General features: G+C 44.7%; 16 protein-coding genes. 7 read left to right on the top strand and 9 right to left on the bottom strand.

The window, feature by feature from the left end; all coding sequences use genetic code 11:
* Positions 1 to 43 precede the first annotated feature (43 nt).
* Both LA303_RS04355 and LA303_RS04350 read right to left on the bottom strand, forming a co-directional pair.
* Complete coding sequence (locus LA303_RS04355; protein ID WP_240526713.1) at positions 44 to 3,832, bottom strand: hydantoinase B/oxoprolinase family protein; 3,789 nt, start codon at positions 3,830 to 3,832, stop codon at positions 44 to 46.
* Positions 3,832 to 5,124 (bottom strand): Nramp family divalent metal transporter, encoded by a 1,293-nt coding sequence (locus LA303_RS04350; RefSeq protein ID WP_240526712.1) that lies wholly within the window; start codon positions 5,122 to 5,124, stop codon positions 3,832 to 3,834. The genes LA303_RS04355 and LA303_RS04350 overlap by 1 nt, the downstream gene beginning before the upstream one ends.
* Positions 5,125 to 5,516: 392 nt before the next feature.
* On the opposite strand from LA303_RS04350, the gene guaB reads away from it, so the two are divergent.
* From guaB to LA303_RS04330, 4 genes are read left to right on the top strand one after another with little or no spacing between them, the layout of a single operon-like run.
* The gene (gene guaB / locus LA303_RS04345) at positions 5,517 to 6,986 is read left to right on the top strand and encodes an IMP dehydrogenase (RefSeq protein ID WP_240526711.1); all 1,470 of its coding nucleotides are present in this window, start codon (positions 5,517 to 5,519) and stop codon (positions 6,984 to 6,986) included.
* A 15-nt stretch (positions 6,987 to 7,001) separates the two neighbouring features.
* Entirely contained in the window at positions 7,002 to 9,023 is a 2,022-nt protein-coding gene (locus tag LA303_RS04340; RefSeq protein ID WP_240526710.1) for a peptidylprolyl isomerase, read from the top strand.
* The gene (locus tag LA303_RS04335; RefSeq protein WP_240526709.1) at positions 9,023 to 9,940 is read left to right on the top strand and encodes a hypothetical protein; all 918 of its coding nucleotides are present in this window, start codon (positions 9,023 to 9,025) and stop codon (positions 9,938 to 9,940) included. Before LA303_RS04340 ends, LA303_RS04335 begins: the two co-directional genes overlap by 1 nt.
* Positions 9,941 to 9,943: 3 nt before the next feature.
* Positions 9,944 to 11,365: a peptidylprolyl isomerase gene (locus LA303_RS04330; RefSeq protein ID WP_240526708.1), complete on the top strand. Its 1,422-nt coding sequence runs from the start codon at positions 9,944 to 9,946 to the stop codon at positions 11,363 to 11,365.
* A 6-nt stretch (positions 11,366 to 11,371) separates the two neighbouring features.
* Here the strand turns inward: LA303_RS04330 and LA303_RS04325 are convergent, their stop codons facing one another.
* The 3 genes from LA303_RS04325 to LA303_RS04315 all read right to left on the bottom strand — a co-directional run bounded on the left by LA303_RS04325 (position 11,372) and on the right by LA303_RS04315 (position 15,248).
* The gene (locus LA303_RS04325; protein ID WP_240526707.1) at positions 11,372 to 12,160 is read right to left on the bottom strand and encodes an alpha/beta fold hydrolase; all 789 of its coding nucleotides are present in this window, start codon (positions 12,158 to 12,160) and stop codon (positions 11,372 to 11,374) included.
* Between the two features lie 112 nt (positions 12,161 to 12,272).
* A complete protein-coding gene (locus LA303_RS04320; RefSeq protein WP_240526706.1) occupies positions 12,273 to 13,787 on the bottom strand; it encodes an MFS transporter in 1,515 nt (504 codons plus the stop codon).
* A 213-nt stretch (positions 13,788 to 14,000) separates the two neighbouring features.
* Complete coding sequence (locus LA303_RS04315; protein ID WP_240526705.1) at positions 14,001 to 15,248, bottom strand: hypothetical protein; 1,248 nt, start codon at positions 15,246 to 15,248, stop codon at positions 14,001 to 14,003.
* Positions 15,249 to 15,530: 282 nt separating this feature from the next.
* Between LA303_RS04315 and LA303_RS04310 the strand changes: the two genes are divergently transcribed.
* Genes LA303_RS04310 through LA303_RS04300 form a run of 3 tightly spaced genes read left to right on the top strand, consistent with a single transcriptional unit; the run spans position 15,531 to position 18,649 of the window.
* Positions 15,531 to 16,070, top strand: coding sequence for a DUF6913 domain-containing protein (locus tag LA303_RS04310; RefSeq protein WP_240526704.1), 540 nt, complete (start codon positions 15,531 to 15,533; stop codon positions 16,068 to 16,070).
* Complete coding sequence (dapA, locus tag LA303_RS04305) at positions 16,067 to 16,945, top strand: 4-hydroxy-tetrahydrodipicolinate synthase (protein ID WP_240526703.1); 879 nt, start codon at positions 16,067 to 16,069, stop codon at positions 16,943 to 16,945. The genes LA303_RS04310 and dapA overlap by 4 nt, the downstream gene beginning before the upstream one ends.
* 9 nt (positions 16,946 to 16,954) lie before the next feature.
* Positions 16,955 to 18,649 carry a M14 family zinc carboxypeptidase gene (locus tag LA303_RS04300; RefSeq protein ID WP_240526702.1) on the top strand — a complete coding sequence of 565 codons (1,695 nt, stop codon included), beginning with the start codon at positions 16,955 to 16,957 and terminating at the stop codon, positions 18,647 to 18,649.
* Positions 18,650 to 18,652: 3 nt separating this feature from the next.
* Here the strand turns inward: LA303_RS04300 and LA303_RS04295 are convergent, their stop codons facing one another.
* From LA303_RS04295 to LA303_RS04280, 4 genes are all read right to left on the bottom strand, one after another.
* Positions 18,653 to 22,024, bottom strand: a complete 3,372-nt coding sequence (locus LA303_RS04295; RefSeq protein ID WP_262901565.1) for a methylmalonyl-CoA mutase family protein — start codon at positions 22,022 to 22,024, stop codon at positions 18,653 to 18,655.
* A gap of 121 nt (positions 22,025 to 22,145) precedes the next feature.
* Entirely contained in the window at positions 22,146 to 22,622 is a 477-nt protein-coding gene (locus LA303_RS04290; protein WP_240526700.1) for a hypothetical protein, read from the bottom strand.
* A gap of 413 nt (positions 22,623 to 23,035) precedes the next feature.
* Complete coding sequence (locus LA303_RS04285) at positions 23,036 to 23,437, bottom strand: hypothetical protein (RefSeq protein ID WP_240526699.1); 402 nt, start codon at positions 23,435 to 23,437, stop codon at positions 23,036 to 23,038.
* A gap of 301 nt (positions 23,438 to 23,738) precedes the next feature.
* Entirely contained in the window at positions 23,739 to 24,734 is a 996-nt protein-coding gene (locus tag LA303_RS04280; protein WP_240526698.1) for a fibrobacter succinogenes major paralogous domain-containing protein, read from the bottom strand.
* Positions 24,735 to 25,381: the final 647 nt, after the last annotated feature.

The raw sequence follows: 25,381 nt of genomic DNA, 5'->3' as shown, positions 1-25,381 counted from the left end.
GCAAGGGTTTTTCATTTCCAGTTGCTGTAGAATTAAGGGAAAATCAGGAAGATTCATTCTCCGTTTTTTCACCAAACCCACCGCCACCGGGTGTTTTTAACAGTAGCACATCTTTTGGATGCACTTTTATGCGGGAAATTCCTTCCAGTTGTTTTTTAATGCCATCGGCCGAAACCAACCATTGTTCGCCGGGGCTGCCAGGTTGTCCGCCACGCATTCCGTAAGGAACTGTTTTCCGGTGCTGACTAAGGAGTGACAGCTCCATTTCTTCCAAAAACTCGTATTCACGAATCAGGCCATTGCCCCCACTGTGTTTTCCATCGCCGCCAGAATTTTCGCGTATTTGAAACCGTTTCAAGCGAACAGGATAACGGAATTCGAGTATTTCAGGATCGGTGATCCGGGTATTGGTCATGTGCTGATGGACACCGGAAGCCCCATCGGCCACAGGAGTAGCTCCCACACCTCCGGCCACGGTTTCGTAATACCCAAAATTCCGGTTACCAAAAAGAACATTGTTCATGGTCCCCTGGCTGCACGCCGCCACGCCAAAGGCTTTCAGCAAAGTATCCGTCAACCGCTGACTCACTTCCACATTTCCCCCTACCACGGCCGGACATTCATCAGGATCATCACTAAAAACAGGATTCAACAATCCGGCGGGCAAATGCACACTCACCGGCTCCATCAAACCATCATTCAGCGGGATATTTTCATTCAGCAGCAAACGCATCACGTAAATAATGACCGAATGAACAATCGCGCGGTTAGCATTCAGATTTCCGGGATGTACGGGTGAACTGCCGGAAAAATCGAAATGAACGGCATCACGGCGAATGGTTATTTCCACTTTCAACACGCTGCCGTCATCGAGTTTTTCTTCAGCGTTATATTTTCCGTCCGGAAAACGGGAAAGCACCCGGCGCATTTTACGGGCAGCCAATGCACGAAGCGCATCCATGTATTGCAGCACTTCTTTTTCGCCATAATCGTCCAACAGCTGCAAAAAAGCATTCCGGCCATTATAATTCGCTGCCAGTGCTGCTTTCAAATCGGCCATATTTTCAGGCACTGAACGACTGGGATATTTTCCTGAACCAAAAAGGGTTTCCATTTCATCCCACAATACTTTTCCCTGTTTTACCAGCCGGACAGGAGCAATCACAACCCCTTCTTCCGAAAGGCGGGTAGCAAAGGGAGGCATGGAACCCGGGGTAATCCCGCCGATTTCAGCATGATGCGCCCGGTTAACAACAAACGCCAGCAGCTCTCCTTTCCGGTTAAAAACAGGCGTAATCAATGTAACATCAGGGAGATGCGATCCGCCATAAGCCGGATGATTGGTGATAAAAGTATCGCCCGGAGAGAAAGTGAATCTTTTGAGTATCTCCCGCACACAAATACCCAATCCACCAAGATGAACCGGAATATGCGGGGCATTAGCCACAAGATATCCCGAACGGTCAAGCAACGCGCATGAGAAATCCATTCGCTCTTTAATATTCACCGAGAGCGCCGTGCGCTGTAAAACAGCGCCCATATTTTCGGCCAGCATTTTAAACCGGTTGGCAAACAGTTCGAGCTGTGTTTCAAAAGGATCAATCTTCACGGCTGTCTTTTCCTTTTTTACTTTTTCCAAAAGCAAATGACCGTGGACATCCACTTCGGCAAACCAGTCTTTTTCAAGGAAAGTCGTGCTTTTGTCATCTGTGATCAGGGCAGGCCCTGTGATAAAATTGCCGGGCTGCAACTCATTTCTGAGGTAAACCGGCACACGCTGCCATCCGTTGCCGGTATAACTTTCCTGATGATGATGAACCGGTGCTTTTTTCCTGACCGGCTTTGTACCGGTTTTTGCCGCCAAACGATGTTTTTCTTTGGAACGAATGCTGAGAAGAACCGATTCGATTTCAAGGGTACGGTTTTCAATCCAGTGGCCGAAAAGTTTTTCATATTCCCGGCGAAAAGCATTCAAACAAGCTTCGCTGTCACCGTTCCAATCCACAGCAAGACCGGCATCCTGTCCCTTAAACCGCAAAAACAACCGGCGTTGATACACTTCAAATTCACCATCCGGAACAGAAGAAAACAACTGTTTTTCCATCTCTTCAAAAACCGTGTCGAGATGATTGACGGCCGGTTCAAAATCGAGCAGCAACTGCCGTTTGACCTGTTTTTCCACTTTTGCGCTGCCAATACCAGCCGCACTTAAAATACCGGCCCGTGCCGGCACAATAATCTCTTTTATTCCAAGAAGATCGGCCAGGGCGCAGGCATGCAGCCCGCCAGCACCACCAAAAGCAAGCAACGTATAATCAGCCGGATTAAACCCTTTGGATACCGATATTTTCCGGATAGCGCCAGCCATGATCTCGTTGGCAATGGAAAGAAAACCGGATAATATTTTTTCTTTCTCCGGTTTTTTACTGGTTTCTGATTCCATTTTATGCATTAACTGCTTTAGTTTGTCCCCGGCAGCTTTTTTGTCTACCGGAATTCCAAAACTCCGGACATCCAGCCTTCCGGCCAACAAATTGACATCGGTAAGTGTCAGCGGCCCGCCGGCACCATAGCAGGCCGGTCCGGGAAAAGCCCCGGCACTCTCAGGCCCCACTGTCATTTTAAATCCATCGAAAGCGCACACCGAGCCACCGCCCGCCGCCACCGTTTCTATGGCAATAGCCGGACTAAACAGCCGGGCATGACCAAAAGCTATTTCATACTGATAATCATAAGAACCGTTGTAACGCGACACATCCGTGGAAGTTCCCCCCATATCGAAAGTAATCAGTTTTTTACGTCTGCACTGGCTGCCGGCGGCGGCGGCTCCCACCACCCCTCCGGCCGGGCCGCTGAGCAGGCTGTCTTTCGGATGAAATTCGCCGGCAGGCACCAGTCCGCCGGCACTGTTCATCACCAGCAGGTCATCAGTATATTTTCTTATTCCGCTTAAATAATGGTTAATCACCGGATCCAGATAAGCATTGACCGTAACCGTTTGGGTCCTTTCCAGAATTTTTATGAGTGGCGACAATGCAGAAGCGAGGGAAATATACCGGAAACCTTCTTCTTCAAGCAGCTGCCTGAAAAGCATTTCATGTCCGGGATTTTTCCACGAATGCAAAAAAGCTACCGCGGCCGAGAGAACGCCTTCCTGTTGCAGCCGGCGAACAATTCCCCGGTATTTTTCAATATCCGGCGAAATAAGCACGGTACCACTGGCATCCATCCGTTCATCCACTTCGATAATCTGCTCGGGCAACACACGGGCAGGTGGAATGACAAGGCTAAAAATATCAGGTCGCTGCTGGGTGCCGATCTTTAACAAATCGCCAAAACCCCGGGTAATGAACAAAACACTGCGTCCGCCTTTGGATTCCAGCAAAGCGTTGGTTCCTTTGGTCGTCCCCAAGCGCATTTTAACCGGCGGAAACGGTGTTCCCAGCGGAGTCTGCGTGATAATACGCGCCGCCAACACCGGAGCTTCTTCGCCACTGCTAATCTCAAAAGAGAGATTTAACGGCATTTTATTTGAAATAACAGGCCGGTCAAGGGTTAAAAGATGACGCTTGGGATCAAAAGCCACCACCCGGCCTGTGGGAACTGTATCTTTCAGCAAAGAAAAGGTAAAGCCTTTGAGAATATCTTTTTTCAACTGCCAGTTTTCATCTATCTGATAAACCCGGTCGGCATACTGCGAAATAATTTTTCCCCGCAATCCTCCTCTGCTCAGGATTTTCAGCTGAATCATCCGGTTTTGCCGATCATAAGCCAACACATCGGTAAAAGTACCACCCGTATCAACAAATATTTCATAGAATGCTTTTTCCATTAGGTTCTCTGTTTTCGAATGATGAAAAACCACAGCAACAACGTAACCGCAAAATTCAGCACCAGCAAAACGGCCATTATTGTCCCGGCTCTGGAAGAAGCCACATCCACAATAAGCCGCAGAATATTCCAGCTTCCAAGCAACAAGCTTACCCACACCACCAAACCGAACAACAGATTTCCTGCCGGCGTATTCGGTTTACGGCCAACAAGTTTCCGGTCGTTGACAGCCATCCACAAAAAAACACTAACAAAAGGCAGTATCAAGCCATTAAGCGCCTGAGCAAAAATAATGGCCGGAACCGGTTTAAAGCCGGCCATCCCAAACCCCAGTCCGGTAAACAGCACAAACATCCAGGTCATCCGGTAATACTTTCCACGGGGCTGCCACTTTTTCTCTCCGGGTTTTCCAAAAATATCCCGTGCGGTCACAGCCGAAGCGAGAGGGGCCGTCACAGCCGAAGAAAAGCCGGCAGCAAAAAGGCCAAAACCAAACAGCCATACAGCCGTACTGCCCAACCGGCTTCCCAGCACCCGGCTTAAAGTCAAAAACGAAAAGCCGTTTTCTACGGCAGATCCGGTTACCAGCACAGCCATGGAGATCATCCCGCCAAGGATAACCGCCACCGAAATCCCCCAACGCATTTCGGTCACCGTTTGGTTTTTATCGGCAATGCCCGAACCAAGAAATAAATTATACGGAACCACAGTAGTTCCTACCAATCCCAAAAGCAACAATCCGGCACCTGCCGGAAAAGAAGGCACTACAGCCCCACGCATTAAACCGGAAAAATCAGGCTTGATGATTATGGCCGTGTATAAAAAAGCAACGCCCATTAAAACCACTAAAAAGCCCAGAAAACGGGCCATGGTTTTTAAACCCGGGAACAGCAGCGCCGCAAAAGCCAGCACGCCGATAACAAGCACCAATACCGCCGCCGGAACAGGGGTAAAAATACGAATCCCTTCGGCAGCGCCAAGCAAATTACCGGTTTGATAGGCTGCCGATCCCAAAATAATAGCCCCTATCACCAAAGCAAAAATCAGCCAGCCGCCTTTTTTGTTTTTAAAACGGTCGGCAATGGCATTGCCCAGACTTTTACCGGAAAGAATACTTAAACGGGCAGCCGCTTCCTGCAAAACAAGACAGGCAAAAGTGGAAAAAACAAGCGCCCACAAAAGTGAAAAACCAAATTCCGCACCGGCTTTAGCAGCGGTGGCAATGGTTCCGGGACCAATAAACGCCGCCGAAATCACCGACCAGAACAAGATATTTAGCAACCGTTTACGCATCTATACAAAGATGCAACTTTTTTTAAACCAAAGGCATAAGAAAACCAATCCTGTTTTAAATACACGATGATTTTGCAATTCACGTCCCCCCATCTCCTTACCCACACCAAACCGGATTGGGAACCAGGGGATTTCATGCCGTTTTTCTCTTTTTTTCCGTACTACCTGAATTCGACATAAAATTTATTTCGAGGAAAAGCCATAGCGTATCCGATGTTTGTTTTCTGACCAATCCTGTTCCGAACCGGTCAAGCCGGAAATCTGTTTGAAAACAATTGAATTACAGCAACTGTCGTTAAAACATGTTAAAAAAAAATTCACCTTAAAAAGGATCTTCCGGGATAAGGGATTTTTGATAGTTTTGCATAAACTTTTTAAGACCCTCCACGGCCATGGAAAATGAAAAATTTTTAGGAGAAGGACTTACCTACGATGATGTTCTTCTTGTTCCTGCTCATTCGTCGGTTTTACCGCGCGAAGCCGACCTGACCACCCGTTTTTCGCGGAATATTGAAATGAAAATCCCTATCGTATCAGCTGCCATGGATACGGTTACCGAATCAAAAATGGCCATTGCCATGGCTCAGGAAGGTGGCATCGGGGTAATTCATAAAAACATGAGTATCGAGAAACAAGCCAATGAAGTCCGGAAAGTAAAACGGGCTGAAAACGGCATGATTATCGATCCGGTAACCCTGAGTGCCAATGCCCGGGTAATTGACGCATTGAACATGATGCGCGAATACAGCATCGGCGGCATTCCGGTAGTGGACAAACACAGCAAGCTGGTCGGAATTGTAACCAACCGTGACCTCCGTTTCGAAAAAGAAATGGACAAACCCATTCAGGAGGTCATGACCAAAGAAAACCTGATCACCACCACCGAATTCACCAACTTTGAAGAAGCCGCTCAAATTCTTCAGGAGTTTAAAATTGAAAAGCTGCCGGTAGTCAACAAAGATTACAAACTGGTAGGACTCATTACATACAAAGACATCATTAAAATCAAAGCCCATCCGAACAGTTGCAAAGATAAAAACGGGCGACTGCGTGTAGCGGCAGCTGTGGGTATTGCAGCCGATACGTTGCAGCGGGTAGCAGCGCTGGTGGATGCCGGGGTAGACGCCATTGTCGTTGATACGGCTCACGGCCATTCTGAAGGAGTCATTCAAATGGCGAAAAAAGTAAAAAAAGATTTTCCGGATGTTGATTTGGTTATTGGAAACATCGCCACCCGCGAAGCAGCACTTGACCTGCTGGCTGCCGGTGCCGACGCCATCAAAGTAGGAATTGGTCCGGGTTCCATCTGTACCACACGTGTAGTTGCGGGCGTAGGCGTTCCTCAACTGACGGCGGTTTACAATGTGGCCAAAGCGTTAAAAGATACCGGCGTACCGGTAATTGCCGACGGCGGCATCCGTTATACCGGCGATATTGTAAAAGCCATCGCTGCCGGCGGTGACAGCATCATGGCCGGTTCGCTTTTTGCCGGTGTGGACGAATCGCCGGGCGAAGCCATCATTTTTGACGGCCGGAAATACAAATCATACCGGGGAATGGGCTCTGTGGAAGCCATGCAACAAGGCTCTAAAGACCGCTATTTCCAGGATACCGAAGACGACATCAAAAAACTGGTTCCCGAAGGTATTGTAGGCCGCGTTCCTTACAAAGGCACACTTTCTGAAGTCATCCTGCAAATGACAGGCGGCCTGCGCGCCGGAATGGGATATACCGGTTCGCGCAACATCAGCGAATTACAAAATGCAAAGTTCATTAAAATTACGGCTGCCGGCGTAGCCGAAAGCCATCCGCATGATATCACCATCACCCGCGAGGCCCCGAATTACAGCAGAAAAGGTTAATCAAAACAGAACGATATGAAGCGAGTTTGGATTTTTTCGATGCTGATACTTTTTTCAATTCCTCTGCTGGCGCAGAAAAGTCTGTTACGAAAAGAGTTAATCAACATTGACGGGCAAAAAGTTACTGCCGGAGATTTTCTGAAAATGTACGAAAAAAACGGCACGGAAGGCAACGACACCACCAGCCTGAGCAACTACCTTCAACTTTATATCAATTTCCGGTTAAAAGTACTGGAAGCAGAAAAGCGCGGAATGGACACCCTGCCGGGATTTAAAAAAGAGCTGAACAGTTACCGGAAACAACTGGCCCGCCCCTATTTTACGGACAAACAGGTAACCGATTCGCTGGTAAAACAGGCTTATCAACGATTGCAATACGACATCCGGGCCAGCCATATCCTGGTGCGGGTTTCCCCCAATGCTTCTCCAGCCGACACTTTAAAAGCCTGGAAAAAAATCAACCACATCCGGTCAGAAATCATACACGGAATGGATTTTGAACAGGCTGCCGTTAAATATTCAGAAGACCCGTCGGCCAGAGACATCAAAGCCATTCCGGGGAAACAACGCGGAAGAAGAGGAAACCACGGCGACCTGGGCTATTTCACGGTTTTCAATATGGTATATCCTTTTGAAGAAGCCGCATACAACACACCGGTGGATAGTGTTTCCAAACCCATACGCACCCGTTTTGGCTACCACCTGATCAAAGTAACAGATAAAAGACCGGCGATGGGAGTAGCCGAAGTGGAACACATTTTTGTAGCTCTCAAACCGGGTTACACCAAAGCCGATTCTTTGGCCAAAGCAGAAAAAATCCAAAAGATCTATCAAAAAATCAAGGCCGGTATGCCGTTTGAAGAAGCGGCCCGGAAATATTCGGAAGACCGTGGCTCTGCCGGTAACGGCGGAAAGCTCCCCCGCTTTTCTTCCAGCCGGATTGTTCCCCAGTTTGTGGAACAAATTGACAGCCTGAAACCCGGACAAATCTCCAAACCTTTTCAAACCATCTATGGTTTTCATATCATCAAGCTGCTTGACCGGAAACGTCCGGGAAGTTTTAAACAGGAAGAACCCCGGCTAAAAGAACAGGTTGCCCGCGACCAACGGGCCCGCAAAAGCAAAGAAGCGGTTCTGGCCAAAATCAAAAAAGAACACCACCTGCGTGTTTATCAGGACGCCAAAGCGGCCATTTTCCAGGCCATTGACACGACCGTACTATCCGGGCATTTTAAAACGGAAAACCTGAAAGGAAACTGGAATCATGCCCTGATGGAAATCGGGGAAAAAGAACCTACGGTTTACGTCCAGGAAGATTTTGCCCGTTTTGTGGAGAAAAATCAGCACAAGGGCCACTATACCAACAAAGCCATCATGCTTGACCATCTGTTCAAACAATTTGTCGACCAAAATTGTCTGGATTACGAAAACCAGCATCTTGAAGATTTCTATCCGGATTTTAAAGCACTCATGCAAGAGTATCATGATGGAATTCTTCTTTTCAACCTGATGGATCAAATGGTATGGACCAAAGCCATGAAGGATACAACGGGATTAAAAAAGTATTACACCCAACACCGCGAAAAGTACAAACACGGCACCGAAGCGGCTGCTTATCTCTTTTCTTTCCAGAAAAATGAGCTTTCGCGGATGGATTCTATTTTCAAACAGTATCCTGACCCGGAAGATCTCATCCACAACCTAAAGAAATTAAAAATAAAACGGCAAACCCTGAAAATAGACAGCGGCACATTCCAGCACGGCGACAACCGGATTCTGGATACGATTCCCTGGAAACCAGGTTATTCCAAACCGATATTTTCAGATGTAGATAACCGCGTTTTTGTGGTTTACATCAAAGAAATCATTTCTCCGGGGCTCATGTCTTTTGATCAGGCAAAAGGACTGGTTGCCTCCGATTATCAGGATTTGCTCGAAAAAAACTGGGTTACACAACTTCGGGCCAAATATCCCGTTAAGGTGAATGAAAAAGTATTGAATAAACTGATCAAATACGAAAAAGAGAAGAAAAAATAGTGCTGGAATTTTTATCCATATCAACCCTCCGGTTCAGACGGCATAAACGGTCAGGAAGATTTCTTTTTTTCCTGGGGATTCTGGCCCTATTTGTTTTGGCAGAAACCGGATGCCGGCATAAAACGGATACCGGACAGGCTCCACTGGCACGCGTTGGCAGCAAATATTTGTATGTCAACGATCTGAAAGGGCTAATCCCCAGCGGGTCGTCTCCACGCGACAGCATCCAGTTTTGCCGGAGTTATATCAACAAATGGGTTCATACCCAATTGTTACTGCAACAGGCCGAAAAAAACCTGCCGGAGGATAAACTCAATTTTCAAAAAAGGCTGGAAGAATACAAAAATGCACTGATCATTTATCAGTATGAAAATGAATATGTCCGGCAAAACATGGACACGGTCGTAACCCAACAGGAAATTGACGACTATTACAAAAGCCATCTGAAAGACTTTCAGTTAAAAGAAAATATTGTCAAGGTCATTTATGCTATAATCAACCGGAAAAGAGAAGATGCCCCGCAACTTAACCGCGTTTTCTGGGGCATGTTTCATCTTTCGGACAGTCTTTTACTCGACTCGCTGGAAAATTATGCTCCGGTTATGGCCGAAACCTATTCAACAGACACCAACCGGTGGATTCCTTTCAATCAGCTGATCCGGTATATTCCTATCGAAACCTATAACCAGACCCTTTATCTCAAAAATCATCGCATCATCCGGCTGGAAGACGAAAATAAGATCTACTTTGTAAAATTCATCAACTTTAAAATAAAAGATCAAATATCACCAGAGGAGCTGGAAACCCAATTTATACGGGAAATCATTTTGAATAAACGGAAAACAAAAATGATTCAGCATTTACGAACCGAGATATTTGATCAGGCATTAAAACAAAAGAAATTCGAAATTTATTAAAATATGAAGATACAGAACAACAAAATTTTTCAACAAATTACCCGGACGACACTGGTAACTTTTCTCTTAATTTTTATGGGATATCCGGTAATATTCGCACAAAAAGAAGACTCACTAAACAGGGTACCCAAAGGCAAGATCCTGGACGAAGTTGTGGCGGTTGTAGGGAATAAACTGATACTCAAATCCGACATTGAAAATCAATACATGAACTACCGCATGCAAGGAGCCATTCAGGGAACAGCCGAAGACATGAAGTGTGAAATTCTGGAAAGTTTGTTGTATCAGCGACTGATGGTGGCCCAGGCCGAAGTGGACAGTATCACGGTAGACGAGTCACAGGTAAATGCCGAGCTGGAAAGAAGACTCTCCGGATTTATTAATCAATTTGGCAGCCAGGAAAAACTGGAGAAATATTACGGAAAATCCATCTCTCAGATTAAAGCGGAAATTCATGATATTGTAAAAGACCAGATGCTGGCCCAACAAGTACAGCAAAAGATTATCAGCAACATCACCGTTACCCCGTCAGAAATCCGGCAATATTTTAACTCCTTGCCCAAAGACAGTATCCCGATGATCAAAACGGAATATGTCATCCGGCAAATTGTACGTGAACCACCGGTAAACCTGGCAGAAAAATTAAGGGTGAAAAAAGAATTACTGCAGTTAAGAAAACGGATTTTGAATGGCGAAAGCTTTTCCACACTGGCTATTTTATATTCACAGGATCCGGGGTCTGCCAAAAATGGCGGAGAGCTGGGTTTTTATGGCCGCGGCCAACTTTATCCTGCCTTCGAAGCAGCAGCTTACAAACTAAAACCCGGTGAAATTTCAGGCGTAGTAGAAACCAAGGCCGGTTATCACATTATTCAGATGATTGCCCGGAAAGGCGATTATATTGACGTCCGGCATATCTTACTTATCCCGAAAGTTTCGGCACAAGACCTACAAAAAGCCAAAATGAAACTGGATACCATTGTACAGGAAATCCGCTCTGACTCCATCACCTTTGACGAAGCCGTAGAAAAATATTCACAAGGTCCCAATAAAAACAACGGAGGGTATCTGCTGAATCCACAAACCGGCGGAACCGAATTCGAAGGAGAGCAGTTGGATCCGCAGGTTTCTTTTATTGTGGATAAAATGAAACCGGGAGAAATATCTAATCCGGTTCCTTTTAAAACCGAAGACGGTAAAGATGCTTACCGGTTGCTGTATCTTGAAAAACGGATTCCGCCCCACAAAGCCAACCTAAAACAAGACTATCCGAAAATAGAACAATGGGCTCTTCAGGACAAACAACGTAAAGCCATCGACAAATGGATTAACGAAAAAGCACGGCAGACCTACATCCGGATTATTCCGGAATACCGAAGCTGTCATTTCCGTCACCACTGGTTACCCGACCAAAAAAGGAAGTAGAAAAGGCTAATATAAAAAAGCGCATATCGTATCCAGCACATCGTCCGGAAAATCAAAATGCGGATGATGGCTGGCAGAAGAAAGGATTTTTATATTCCTTTCGCCCGGAATCTGTTTGCGGATATTTTCAACCTGCTGTAAGGTAGTATATTGATCGGCTCCCCCATGAAATGCCAAAACGGGGACCTGTATCTGTTTTAACTCCGGCAAAATGTTCCACGACATAAAAAAAGGGGCGGTCCAGGTATCGCACCAGGCATAAAAAACAGCATCACACTGCTCGCCATGATACTTTTGCAGCGCCTGTTTAAGTTTTGAATTTGGCTTTTCGTACATTTCTCTGACCTTTTCAATTCCGGGAGGAATAGAACGTTCTTCTTGCGTATTGGCGGATAAGGTAATTACACGAAGTAATCCTTCCGGATGACGGGCCGCATGGATCAACGCCAACGATCCCCCTTCGCTATGGCCAAGAAGGATATATCTTTTCACATTCAGCTTTTGGATAAGCTGTGTGAGCAATTGTTCTTCGCGATGAAGATAATCCAAACCACGTTTTTCTTTCCGCGGAGTAGATTTTCCGTAACCCAGCCGATCGTATAAGAAAACCGGCATTTTACAAGCCTGCAAAAACTGTTTGGGAAAATCTTTCCACTGCTCAACAGAACCCAATCCTTCATGAAGAAAAATAGCCATCGGTTGTTCCGGATCTTGAGCCAAAGGTTCCAGCTTTTTACAAAAAAGACGGACCTCTCCCACCGTTATATAAAAGGTTTCTTCACGAAATTCAGTCATCTTCGTCTGTTTTAATTTTCCAGCACAGCTATCATTTCAAAGAAATAAAAACAGTCAACCCGCTTCAGGCATCAACAACTTCCAACTTCTGACTTCTGGCTTCCCCCTTCTTTTACTCTTTGTCTTTCACAAACAAAATAAAAACGGAAGCCAGCAGCATGGAGATTCCACCGATAATCATGGCATAAATGGCCTCGCTATGGAAGAATTTTTCCAAAAAGAATCCCAGAATGGCCGCTGCCACAATTTGCGGGATCACAATAAAATAATTGAAAATCCCCATGTAAATCCCCATCTTATCATGCGGAAGAGCATTGGTAAGAATGGCATACGGAATAGACAAAATGCTGGCCCATGCCACACCAACGCCCAGCATAGAAATCAACAATCCGTATTGATTATGAATGAAATAAATAGAGAAAAGGCCTAAACCGCCAAATAACAAAGAAATAGAATGTGTCACTTTCCGGCTGGTCACTTTGGACAACGGGGTAAGAAACCAAGCCACCGCAGCGGCAAAACCATTATACACCGCAAACAAAACGGAAACCCAGTCGGCTCCATTGTTATATGCGGCCGAAGTGGTGTCTGTTGTATGAAAAACATATTCGGTTACTGCCGGGGTGGTATAAATCCACATGGCAAACAGGGCAAACCAGCTAAAAAACTGAACAAAAGCCAGTTGCATCATGGTCTTAGGCATTCCGAACATATCGTTCATAATTTCCACCAAAGCGGCATTATTCTTTCCTTTGAGTTGCATCATTCCCGAAATCATCATCAATACTCCAAACGCCATCAAGCCAAAAGAGAGAACATACAAATCTTTGGTCAGCTGTTTTTCAAAAAACCAATACGAAAGAGCGGCTCCAAAAAGCAGCCAAAGCAATCCATTCCGGGTTTGAATTTTCCCTTTTTTCTGGTGATCTACCGTAACCGATGTGGTCGTTACCGAAACATGCGTCCGCTCCTCTTCTTCCGCATCAAACTCTGCCAGTTTTTCCGGAGGATATTCTTTTGTAGAAAGAATTGTCCATAATACAGCAGAAAAATAAACCGCTGCACCAATATAAAAAGCCCACTTTAGCGATGGAGGAATCACGCCTTCCGGAGCGGTATTACTGATGTGTAACCAATTGGTCATTACCCAGGGCAATACACTGGCAATTACCGCACCGGTACCGATAAAGAAACTCTGCATGGCAAAACCCCGCGTACGCTGTTCTTCAGGCAACATATCGCCCACAAAAGCACGAAAAGGTTCCATGGAGATGTTGATAGAGGCATCCAGAATCCAGAGCATTCCGGCGGCAACCCACAAAACATGTGAGTTGGGCATGATCAGCAAGGCCAGCGAAGCCAGCAGCGCTCCGGTTAAAAAATAGGGCCGTCTTCTTCCCAGACGGGTCCAGGTTTTATCGCTGTAATGCCCGATAATCGGTTGTACAATCAATCCGGTAACCGGAGCAGCTACCCACAAAATAGAAAGGTTTCCAATATCAGCTCCTAACGTTTGGAAGATCCGGCTCACATTGGCATTTTGCAGCGCAAAACCAAACTGTATCCCGAAAAATCCCACGCTCATGTTCCAGATCTGCCAGAAACTGAGGTGCGGTTTTCTTGCCATAGAAATAATTTTTAGAAAGTTCGAAAATACGGTAATTCCCGATAACCACCAAACCCATCCCATTGGTTACCGGCCAATAAATGCAAGTTATTCGTCAAATATTTCTCTGTCAGCCATAAATCAGGAATACAATCGTTTGCATTAAAACATAAAAAAACCGGCACCCTTTCGGGCACCGGAAATGAAAACAAAGCTTACAGGTTCTGTTTTATCTTAGAAACCGTTAAACCGGTTTTTGTTCTGCTGAAAAAGAGGGGAAAACATGGTGGCATCCGGTTGCTGCGGATCCATCAGTAAGAACATCATGTCTTCCTTACTTTTCATTTTGTTTTGGAGCGCTCTTCGTTGCTGTACATGTTGTTTCATCTGTTGATCAACCATGTAATTCACCACGATTTTCCGGATATCAGCCCGCCACTGGGGCATTTTTTCCTGAACCGGAGCCAGGGCTTTTTGCAGTTCGCTGTAATGTCTTAACATGATTTCCTGAACAGCTAGCCGTTCTTTTTGCATAGCTACCTGCATAGCCAAACGGGCAGAATCGTCAGGACGTTGTCCCTGTTTTCTCATTGCCAGCATTTCTTCTCTCTGTGATTTCATCTGGGTCCGGACTTCGGCAATAATTTTTCGTTCTTTTTTAGACAAAACCTTGTCAAAAGCAGCACGTTGACGGGCAATGACCGGAAGAATATTTTTTTCTTTATAAGCCATTATCTGTTTTTTCACTTCCGGATTACGCATGATCATCATCATGTGTTGCTTCATCCCGCCGGAGAATCCCTGACGAAAATTTCCTTGCATTCCGCCCATACGCTGCGGGCCAAACATTCCGGCCGAACCAAACATTCCTTGCTGCGGATTTCTCATACCGCGCATTCCTTGTCCGCCGTTCATTCTCATCATACCCTGCGGATGATTTCTCATCATGCCCTGCATGGCTTTCAGGTCCATCACCAGTCCCACAGCCGGATCACTTAAACGATCCAGTTTTGACATTCTGTTTCCCATTCCGGGACCTTGTCCACCGGTTCTGCCGGCCATCATGGCTCCGGCCATAGGCATTTGCTGTTTTATTTCAGCGATCTTCTTTTCCACAGCATTTTTATACGCTGCTGCTGCTTTTGGATGTGCTTCTACGATCTTACGGGCTTTGGCTACAATGGCATCGAATTGGGCTTTACGGGCATCCCAGGCAGCCTGGTTAAAATTTCCCTGCATCGCCTGACGCATTTGCGCCCCCTGTTTCCGGTAAGTAGCCATTTCTTCCCTGATTTGCAGGAGTTCCGATTTCTCGGACGGAGTCAATACTTTTTCAAATTGCGCCTGCTGCTGTTCAATAAACGGAATCAGCGTTTGTTGAAAATAACGGTGCATTTGGGCAGCACGTTGCGGCTGCTGTGCTTGTACCATTTGTGTAAAGGCAAACAGTACGCCAATAATCATCATTCCAATCTTTTTCATTTTTATCATTTTTAATATTGTTTGCCTATTTGACAAGCAATATCCGAAAATTATTGCATCGTTTTTACAGCAATCGACCAACCCCCGCTTCTACCTTCCGAAACTGCCTTTTTACTCGATAAGTTTCAGGCTGTTTTTGGACTCATTCCGGTTTTTCCTGTTTTAAGGCGCCGAAAACTTTTAGCGTCCAAACCCATAGCGAGTCAAAAAAATCGTTTCAGCAAACCAAAAACTTGTTACTTTTACCTTTTCTCGACAAACACCATCAATCAGTCAGACCAAATGAAGGAAAAAGGAAAAGAGAAGGTCGCATCTGGTCAGGAAAACCATTCGGAACTTCTGATAAATGCTTATTTTCAGGAACAGATCAAAAAGCCGGGATTGCTTTTCTGTCTGCCGGACATCTCCCGCTGGAATGATGCAGAATCTTTTATCCGCCAGGTATTAAAAGAATTTCCCCAGGCAGAAGCGCTGATTTACTTTGACCAGAAAAAAGCCGAGCCCAAACCGGAAGGATCACATTTTCTAACCATTGACAAAAGAGATTTTTCTTTTTTCGGAAAAGAAAAAACCGTTTTAAAAAAATGGTTATCCGGTCACCATTTCGACTTGTTGCTTATCTTTGCCGATAAGGGAACAGACCGGTGTTTCCGGTTAATCAAAGGCATAAAAGCCAAACTGAAGGCAGCCAATGGCATCCGGATAGAAAACTCGCCAGTCGATATCTCGCTGAAAAACACCGGAAAGCAGGAAGATTATCAGGCTTTTTACAAAGCCTTTAAAGCATATTTCAAACAACTGAATATTAAACTTTTACCATGAATACCAATTTTCAGGGAACAGGTGTTGCCATTGTAACGCCTTTTCATAATTACGGCACCATTGATTTTTCAGGTTTGGAACGTCTGCTTCACCATGTTCTTGATGGTGGAGTAAACTACATTGTCAGTTTGGGAACCACCAGCGAGGCCCCGGCTTTAACAACTGATGAAAAACAGGCGGTGATGCATTTTGTAAAAGAAACCGTAAACGGCAGGGTTCCTGTGGTAATGGGCATCGGCGGAAACAGTACCCATACAGTGGTCGGAACCATTAAGAACACCGATTTTGACGGGGTAGACGCCATTCTGTCGGTTACCCCTTATTATAATAAACCCAATCAAAAAGGAATTTACAACCATTTTAAAAATGTGGCGGCAGCTTCGCCGGTTCCTGTCATTCTTTACAATATCCCGGGCAGAACGGCCAGTAATATCGCTGCCGAAACCACACTGCAACTGGCACATGATTTTAAGAATATTGTAGCCGTAAAAGAAGCTTCCGGAGATTTAGCCCAGGTTATGGAGATTCTTCGTCAAAAGCCAAAAGATTTTCAGGTTCTTTCCGGAGATGATGCCCTTACTTTTCCCATGATGACCTTAGGAGCTTCCGGTGTAATTTCTGTTCTCGCTAATGTTTTGCCTCAGCCGTTTACCCAAATGGTAAACCTTTTGCTCCAGAATAAAATCACCAAAGCAAGAGAGATTCACTATTCGCTGCTTCCGGTAATGCAACAGTTGTTTGCCGACGGAAATCCTGCCGGCATAAAAGCAGCTCTTGAAATCAAAGGAATCATTAAAAACAATCTTCGTTTGCCTATGGTAAAAGCCAATAAGGCTGTTTATTTTGCACTACAGAAACTACTTCGGGAATTTTAATCCGGTTTTATGAAACGGAAAATTTTTCTTTTGTTTTTTTTAATTACCGGCAGTCTTCCATTGCTTTTTGCCCAACAAAGTGATTGGACCAATGCCCAAAAAATTCTAAACCAACGCGGAGAAATCTATTTCTGTTTTGCTTTTCCCGGACAAAAAGAAATCCAACCGCTAAGCCGGATCATTTCCATTGACAAAATAGCCCGAGACACCGTTTATGCTTATGCTGACCGGACCGGTTTTCTTCAATTTTTAAAAACCAATATTTCATACCGGACCCTGCTTCCTCCTTCTGAGCGACTCTCTCCGGAAAAACTTACACCGCCGGCATTAAAAAGCACAGCCGACTGGGATTACTATCCTTCTTATGATGCGTATCTTTCCATGATGCAGGATTTCCAAAACCAGTATCCCGACTTGTGTCAGATCATCAGTATCGGAAAATCGGTGCAGGGAAGAGAACTGCTTTTTGCCCACATCGGGCATCTGGATTCCGAAACCGACACCCTGCCCCGCTTTATGTACACTTCCACCATCCACGGTGATGAACCGGTAGGCTACGTCCTTATGCTACATTTAATCGATTATTTATTAAGTAATTACGGAAAACTTCCCGAAGTCACTTCCCTGATCGACAGTGTGGACATCTGGATTAATCCGCTGGCCAATCCGGACGGAACCTATGCCGGTGGCAATGCTTCGGTTTACGGTGCTACCCGTTTTAATGCCAACCAGGTCGATCTAAACCGCAATTATCCCGATCCGAAAGACGGCGACCACCCGGACGGGAAAAGCTGGCAACCGGAAACCATTGCTTTTATGAATTTTGCCGAAAAATATCATTTTGTGCTTTCGTGCAATCTGCATACCGGCTCCGAAGTGGCCAATTATCCCTGGGATACCTGGTCAAGACGAACGGCAGATGACAACTGGTGGCAGGAGGTTTGCCGGCAATATGCCGATACGGTTCATGCTTATGCCCGGGCTGATTATTTCCGCGATCTGAACGACGGCATTACTGACGGCTACGATTGGTACAGTATCGCCGGTGGCCGACAGGATTATATGAACTATTTTCAACACACCCGCGAGTTTACACTGGAACTGTCTGAAACCAAAACGCCTTCACCGGACAGCCTTTTAAAATACTGGGACTACAATTATCGTTCGTTATTAGCGTATATCCACCAAAGCGTAAAAGGATTTACAGGAACTGTTACCGATTCGATTACGGGAAAGCCGCTGTCTGCCCAAATTTTTACGATAAACCATGATATCGACCATTCAGAAGTTTATTCCGATTCGGTAACCGGTTATTTTTACCGCCCGATTGAAAAAGGAACTTACGATTTTGAAATATCAAGTCCCGGTTACATCACCAAAACACTCCGGAATATAACCATCACCCGCGGCAAGGCAGTGGTCAAAAAAATTCAACTGGTTCCTGAAAATTACACCGGCATCAGGAAATCGTCCACAAAGCCCATCCCTATTTATCCCAATCCGGTTTCAGACAAACTGTTTTTTACAGACATTCCTGCCGGCAGCAAAATCTTTATTTTCAATACCGAAGGAAAATGTGTGTTCTCAGCAACAGCCGGAAGTTTCTCCTTTATTCCAACCGGCAGTTTGCCGGCAGGCATATATCTTTTCAAAGTCGAGACCAAACAAGGTGATGTCCAGGTTGCCAAATTCGTCAAACAATAAGCATCACATATTTCTCCGGTATTGTCCGCCCACACCAAACAGCGCCCCGGTAATCTGGCCAATGGAAGCATATTTGGCCGTTTCCATCAGTGCTTCAAAAATATTGTCGTTTTCAACGGCTGCCTTCCGCAGTTTTTCCAGTTCGGCAGCGGCTTCTTTTTCCCAGGTTTTATGCAACTGTTCCAGCATGTGAATCTGATATTGTTTTTCGGCTTCGGTGGCACGGATTACCTCTCCGGGAATAACGGTATGTGATCCCTTATCGGTAAGGAATGTATTCACTCCGATAATGGGCAGTTTGCCGCTGTGTTTCATGGTTTCGTAATACAACGACTCTTCCTGTATTTTGCTGCGCTGATACATGGTTTCCATGGCCCCGAGCACACCGCCGCGTTCGGTAATGCGGTCGAACTCCGATAAAATGGCTTCTTCCACCAAATCGGTCAGCTCTTCGATGATAAACGAGCCCTGCAACGGATTTTGGTTTTTGGCCAGTCCCAGTTCGTGATTAATGATCAGCTGAATGGCAATAGCCCGGCGTACCGATTCTTCGGTAGGCGTGGTAATTGCCTCGTCGTAAGCGTTGGTATGCAACGAATTACAATTGTCGTAAATGGCATACAATGCTTGTAGCGTGGTACGGATATCGTTAAAATCAATTTCCTGGGCATGCAGCGAGCGACCGGAAGTCTGGATATGATATTTTAATTTCTGCGACCGTTCGTCGGCGCCGTATTTCAGTTTCATGGCTTTGGCCCAAATCAGCCGCGCCACCCGGCCGATGACGGCATATTCGGGATCTTCGCCGTTGGAAAAGAAGAACGAAAGATTCGGGGCAAATTTGTTGATATCCATGCCGCGGGCGCGATAATATTCTACGTAAGTAAAACCATTGGCCAGCGTAAATGCCAGCTGGGTAATCGGATTAGCACCGGCTTCGGCAATATGGTATCCCGAAATGGAAACGCTGTAAAAGTTTCGCACCTGATGGTCAATAAAATATTGCTGGATATCGCCCATTAGCTTCAGCGAGAAGTCGGTGGAAAAGATGCAGGTGTTCTGTGCCTGGTCTTCTTTCAGAATATCGGCTTGTACGGTTCCTCGTACCCGGCGCAAGGTGTCGGCTTTAATGCGTTCGTAAATATCTTTGGGCAACACCATATCGCCCGTAACACCTAGCAGCATCAGGCCGAGCCCGTCGTTGCCTTCGGGCAAATCACCCTGGTAACGCGGACGTTCGGTTCCTTTTTCTTTATAAATTTTTTCGATGATTTGCTCCACCTGTTTTTCCAGTCCGTTTTGACGGATATACAATTCGCACTGCTGGTCGATGGCAGCATTCATAAAATAAGCCACCATGGTGGGTGCCGGCCCGTTGATAGTCATGGATACCGAAGTTTTCGGGTCGGCCAGATTAAAGCCCGAGTAAAGTTTTTTGGCATCGTCAAGACAGGCAATGGAAACGCCCGAATTACCGATTTTTCCGTAAATATCCGGTCGTCTGTCAGGATCCTGACCGTAAAGCGTTACCGAGTCGAAAGCAGTGGAAAGCCGCTTGGCCGGCATACCGTGCGAAACATAATGAAACCGGCGGTTGGTACGCTCCGGGCCGCCTTCGCCAGCAAACATCCGGGTAGGATCTTCGCCTTCGCGTTTAAACGGGAAAACACCGGCAGCATAAGGAAACTCACCGGGCACATTTTCTTTTAAAATCCATTTTAAAATCTCGCCCCAGCTTTTAAACCGCGGCAGACTTACCTTTGGAATTTTACTGTGCGACAGCGATTCGGTATGGGTAGCCACACGGATTTCCTTTCCCCTGACCTGATAAACATACTCCGGTCCGGCATATTTTTTCTTTTTCTCTTCCCACGTTTCTAACTGGCGAAAGTTTTTGGGGTCGATTTCGAGCAATAACTTCTGGTAAGTTTCTTTTAACTTTTCGGCCACTTCTTTTTCACCGGACTTCTCCATCTCTTCGATGGATTCTTTTACGCTGAAAAGCCGGCGGGCAATATCGGCCTGTTTTTCGGCCCACGCATTATAATTTCGTACTGTTTCGGAAATTTCGGAAAGATACCGCACACGCTGCGGCGGAATGATGTGTATCTTTTCCGTCATTTCGGGCAGCGACTGCAGATGCGAATGAAAATCAATGCCGGTTTTTTCTTTTACAACCTTGAAAATATTTACATACAACTTGTTAACCCCCGGATCGTTAAACTGGGAAGCAATGGTTCCGAAAACCGGCATGTCGTCAAGGTCGGTTTCAAACAACTGATGGTTACGCTGATACTGTTTTTTTACATCGCGCAAAGCATCCAGGGCGCCCCGTTTGTCGAATTTGTTCAGCGCAATCAAATCGGCATAATCCAACATATCAATTTTTTCCAACTGGCTGGCAGCACCATATTCGGGGGTCATCACATAAAGCGAAATATCGCTGTGATCCACAATGGCAGTATCAGACTGACCGATACCCGACGTTTCGAGAATAACCAAATCAAATCCGGCCGCCTGGGCAATGGTTTCGGCATCTTTTACATACCTTGAAATGGAAAGATTCGACTGACGGGTAGCCAGCGAACGCATATATACCCGCGGGTTGTCGATGCTGTTCATGCGGATACGGTCGCCAAGCAACGCGCCGCCCGATTTCCGTCGCGACGGATCCACCGAAATGATAGCCAGCGTTTTATCGTCGAAATCGCTTAAAAACCGGCGCACAATTTCGTCCACCAGTGATGATTTTCCTGAACCGCCGGTTCCGGTAATCCCGATGACCGGGGCATGGTGTTTTTCGCCTTCCGCACGACAGGCGTCCAGCAGGTCCGCTACTTCGTCGCGGTGGTTTTCAGCTGCCGAAATCAGCCGGGCAATGGCTACCTTATCCTGCTTTTTAATATCGTCCAGGGTGACGTTGATGTCTTTCCCGGTAGGGAAATCCGCTTTTTCCATCAAATCGTTGATCATTCCCTGCAGGCCCATGCGCATGCCGTCGTCGGGCGAATAAATGCGGGTAATGCCGTATGCTTCCAGCTCTTCGATTTCTTCGGGAAGAATAACGCCTCCACCCCCGCCGAAAATTTTAATATGACTGCTGTTTTTTTCCTTCAGCATGTCGTACATGTACTTGAAAAATTCCATGTGTCCGCCCTGATACGACGTGATGGCAATGGCCTGCACATCTTCCTGGATGGCGGTATTCACAATTTCATGTACCGAGCGGTTGTGACCGAGATGGATCACTTCGGCACCCGTGGCCTGGATAATCCGGCGCATCACGTTGATGGCGGCATCATGCCCGTCAAACAACGAAGCGGCGGTTACAATACGAATATGATTTTTGGGTTGATAAACTTTAGGAAGCTGCATTGTCATTCATTTTTGTGAGTCTCGCAAATATAGGGATTGTTTGTGATAACTTTTCACAAAAACAGCCAAAAAACAGTAGCCAAAAGGAATTTTTACAGGGAATAAATAAAGGGGGCGGGAGTTATAAAGTAAACAATTTATTTTTTATTTCATCATAATCTATAAAATAATCCTTGACCAAATAATACCCCATATTATCTTTTGTTTTCAGAATTATACCTTCTTTCGTTTCTTTCCCATACCAATTAAATTTCGAAAGTTTTATTTTTAAATTTTCTTTTTTCCATGCAAAGACTTTGGACTTCATCCACAAAGCCTGAAAAGTTTTAATTGTTACGGTTTCTTTATTTACATTTATTGAACAAACGGTTCTATTATGCCTTTGCAGCATAAGTATGGGAGAATAAACAAATCCAAAGAACATCAGTATTACCAAAAACGAACTTGTGACGTAAAAAAATGCAATCCATTTGGACATACTTAAATAAGTTAAAAAAATCATCAATACAGAAAATATTGGGCCAAAGATCAAACCTCTATAGGCTTCCCTTTTCACATATCCGTCACGTTTTTTTCCTACACTATTTATTTCAAACATTTTTACTTATTTTTTAACGGGTACATATCATAAAACATGGAATTTGAATAACCTAAATACGCATTACCATACGATGTAAGATCCGTTAGTGATGGGGTTAGTTTTCGGTGGATAAAGACCACATGGCGCAAGTCTTGTGCGTAGCCCTGTGCGTGGCTGACTTGTGCTGTGGCTAAATCCCCAAAAATTGCTTTCCGGTTCATATCTCCAAATATAAACATTTTTTGTTTATGGTTTTTGATTGTTCCAAGTCTCGCCCCCGCACAGGCCGAGCGGGAAGACTTGAAACAGAGAGGGGGTTGAAACACACGAAATAATCTGCATACCAGAAGGATATAACAAATCTTCATGGCCCAAGTCTCGCTACCGCGCAGGCCGGGCGGGAAGACTTAAGCCAGTTGGCGAACCAGCAACTATGAAACAAAACGAGTCAACCTTTCTTTTAATTCTTCGTAATCATTGTAAAAATCTTCAATAATCCAAAACTCTTTTCTGTCTTTTGTTTTAACCAAAATCCCATCTTTTCTTCTTTTGCTAAAACCTGATAATCTGTTTTTTACTTCTTTTATATCGATTTCATTTACGATATAATTATTTTCAGTATTTGTAAAAAATGAAACCTGCTGTTGTTTAAATTTTACCTTTCTGACAACTTTGTTAATTCTTACTTTTAAAGTAATAGGAATAAATACGGAAGTAAAAATATACAGTAACGTTAAATACAAAGAAAGGAATAAAAAATACACCTTATCATTAACCGTAAGCCAAAACGTACCAAAAAGTAACAAATAGAAAACAGCCCCCAGCAGTAACATCTTATAAAGATCTTTTGTTTTACTTCTTACAGACAGATCACCATATGTATTAATGCAATACTCGTTCATAATTGTTAACTATCAACTTTACCATAACCAATCCGGTACTCGTTTTTGCAACGAGTACCGATTTAAAACTATTTTTCGGTTTTGTTTTCAAAATTATGGGGAGATCAAGCCTTCTTTCGGCTAGTGTCAAAATTAATAAAACATTTTGAAAATGAAATGAAAATAAATTTGGATTTTAACACAGTATCTTGAGTCTGTGTGTGTGTGTGGGGGGGGGGGGGGGGGTAAAAGATTATTCTTTTATCAGCCTTATAGAGCAACCTGAATTTGATTGGGTCCCATATGTTGTATGAAAATTGTCATCGTCATTGGCGAATATAATTATTCGATACATATTTATATCAGGAAGCCATTTATCTGTCCAAAACATCGTGACTTTTTTAAAATTTAGCCATTGTTTCCATGTACTGTTAGTATTTTTTAGATGGACATTTTTCTCTACAATAGGGGCGGATTTGTTGTTGTCTAAAACGACCCATCTCATTCCTGCTCCAAGAGCTGTAAAACCCGTGGAGTTAGTTGCACCACTATTAGGCTCAAGCCAATGGTTATAACCTTTTTCTTTTATTTTTCCACCAGATTTATCTCCTCCAAGATATAACCACAGTTGATACCAGTCTGTATCATTGGCTACTCTCCATCCTTCAGGAGCTAGGTTGTGCTCCTTCCCAAAGGCTGCCCACCAATTATACAGCAATCCATATACATTACTTATCGCTGTATCATTTTGAAATGAGCAATAAGCTCCGGTTGTCAGTTTCCCCCAAGCTAAGCTGTCTGTTACCTCCGGAATAGGAGTACCGTCACGGTAATGTGTAACTTTTAAATTGCTTTGAAGCCAAAGTTGGTCACCAATTTGTACGGCATAATAACCATTTCCGTCATAGTCAATAACAGCGTAAGTTTTAAAACTCAGGGCGGTGTCACTGTATATCGTTCCTTCTTCACTTGTTGTAACATAGGCTTTCGCCTGATGTAGGGAATTGGGTTTTAAATCACTGACAACTGCCAGCCATTTATCCCCTTTCATGGTTGCTATACCATGTTGCGAGCCGATATTTACGCCAACCTCGGTAATTTCTTCGTTGCCTCCGGTAACAGAAATTTCGATAATGGCATTTGTGGTATCCTGTTTTATTCCTTGTATCTCAATAACAGGCGGAATCTTTTTTTCGCAACTGGCAAAAAACAGTCCCAGAACCAAGATAATCAGTAATAGTTTTTTCATAGTATACGTTTTTTGTTTATGTTTATGATTAATGAAGCTTGTTTAAATCTCCATCTGCTCCTTGTACTGATAAGCACAAGGAAAAAAAGAAATTTCACTGCATTTTTTATAATTTGTTGCTCCCTATTTTGTTGTTGGTATAAAAATTATTTCTAAAAAAGTTTTGTTTCTGCGTTATTTTTAGCTGTTACGTTTGCGCTGTTAATTAGCATAACAAATTAACCCTTAATAAGATATGATTATCGACAACACGTTCCCGGATAGCTGTATTTTTTGGAATAAAAACAACAGGGTAATCCATTATTGCAAGGGTTTGGGTTTTTGATGGCTATAAAGTTAAAAAAAATTAAAACATTGTCCGTTTTTTTTTGAGTTTTTCTTTTGCTTTTTTTGTCGCACGGAGATGATGCTGTTGAAATAAAGAATAAAAAGGCGGGAAGCGGGAAGCGGGAAGTTGGAAGCAAGGCACGCATTGCAAATGCGCGCCAATTAAGGGGGGGGGGACAGTTAAGAAGATAGAAGCGGAAAGTTAGAAGTCAGAAGTGATGGCAGCTGTTTGCAAAGCAGGTATTGCAAATGCGTGCCATTTAGCCTGTCAGTAATCATGCGGCAGGGGGCGCAGCGGCAGCCCCCGCAGGCCGGAACCG

This window comes from Candidatus Sulfidibacterium hydrothermale (assembly GCF_020149915.1).
Taxonomy (GTDB): domain Bacteria; phylum Bacteroidota; class Bacteroidia; order Bacteroidales; family F082; genus Sulfidibacterium; species Sulfidibacterium hydrothermale.
The sequence above is the reverse complement of the archived record's forward strand: the minus strand, read 5'-3'. Positions and strand labels throughout refer to the sequence as shown.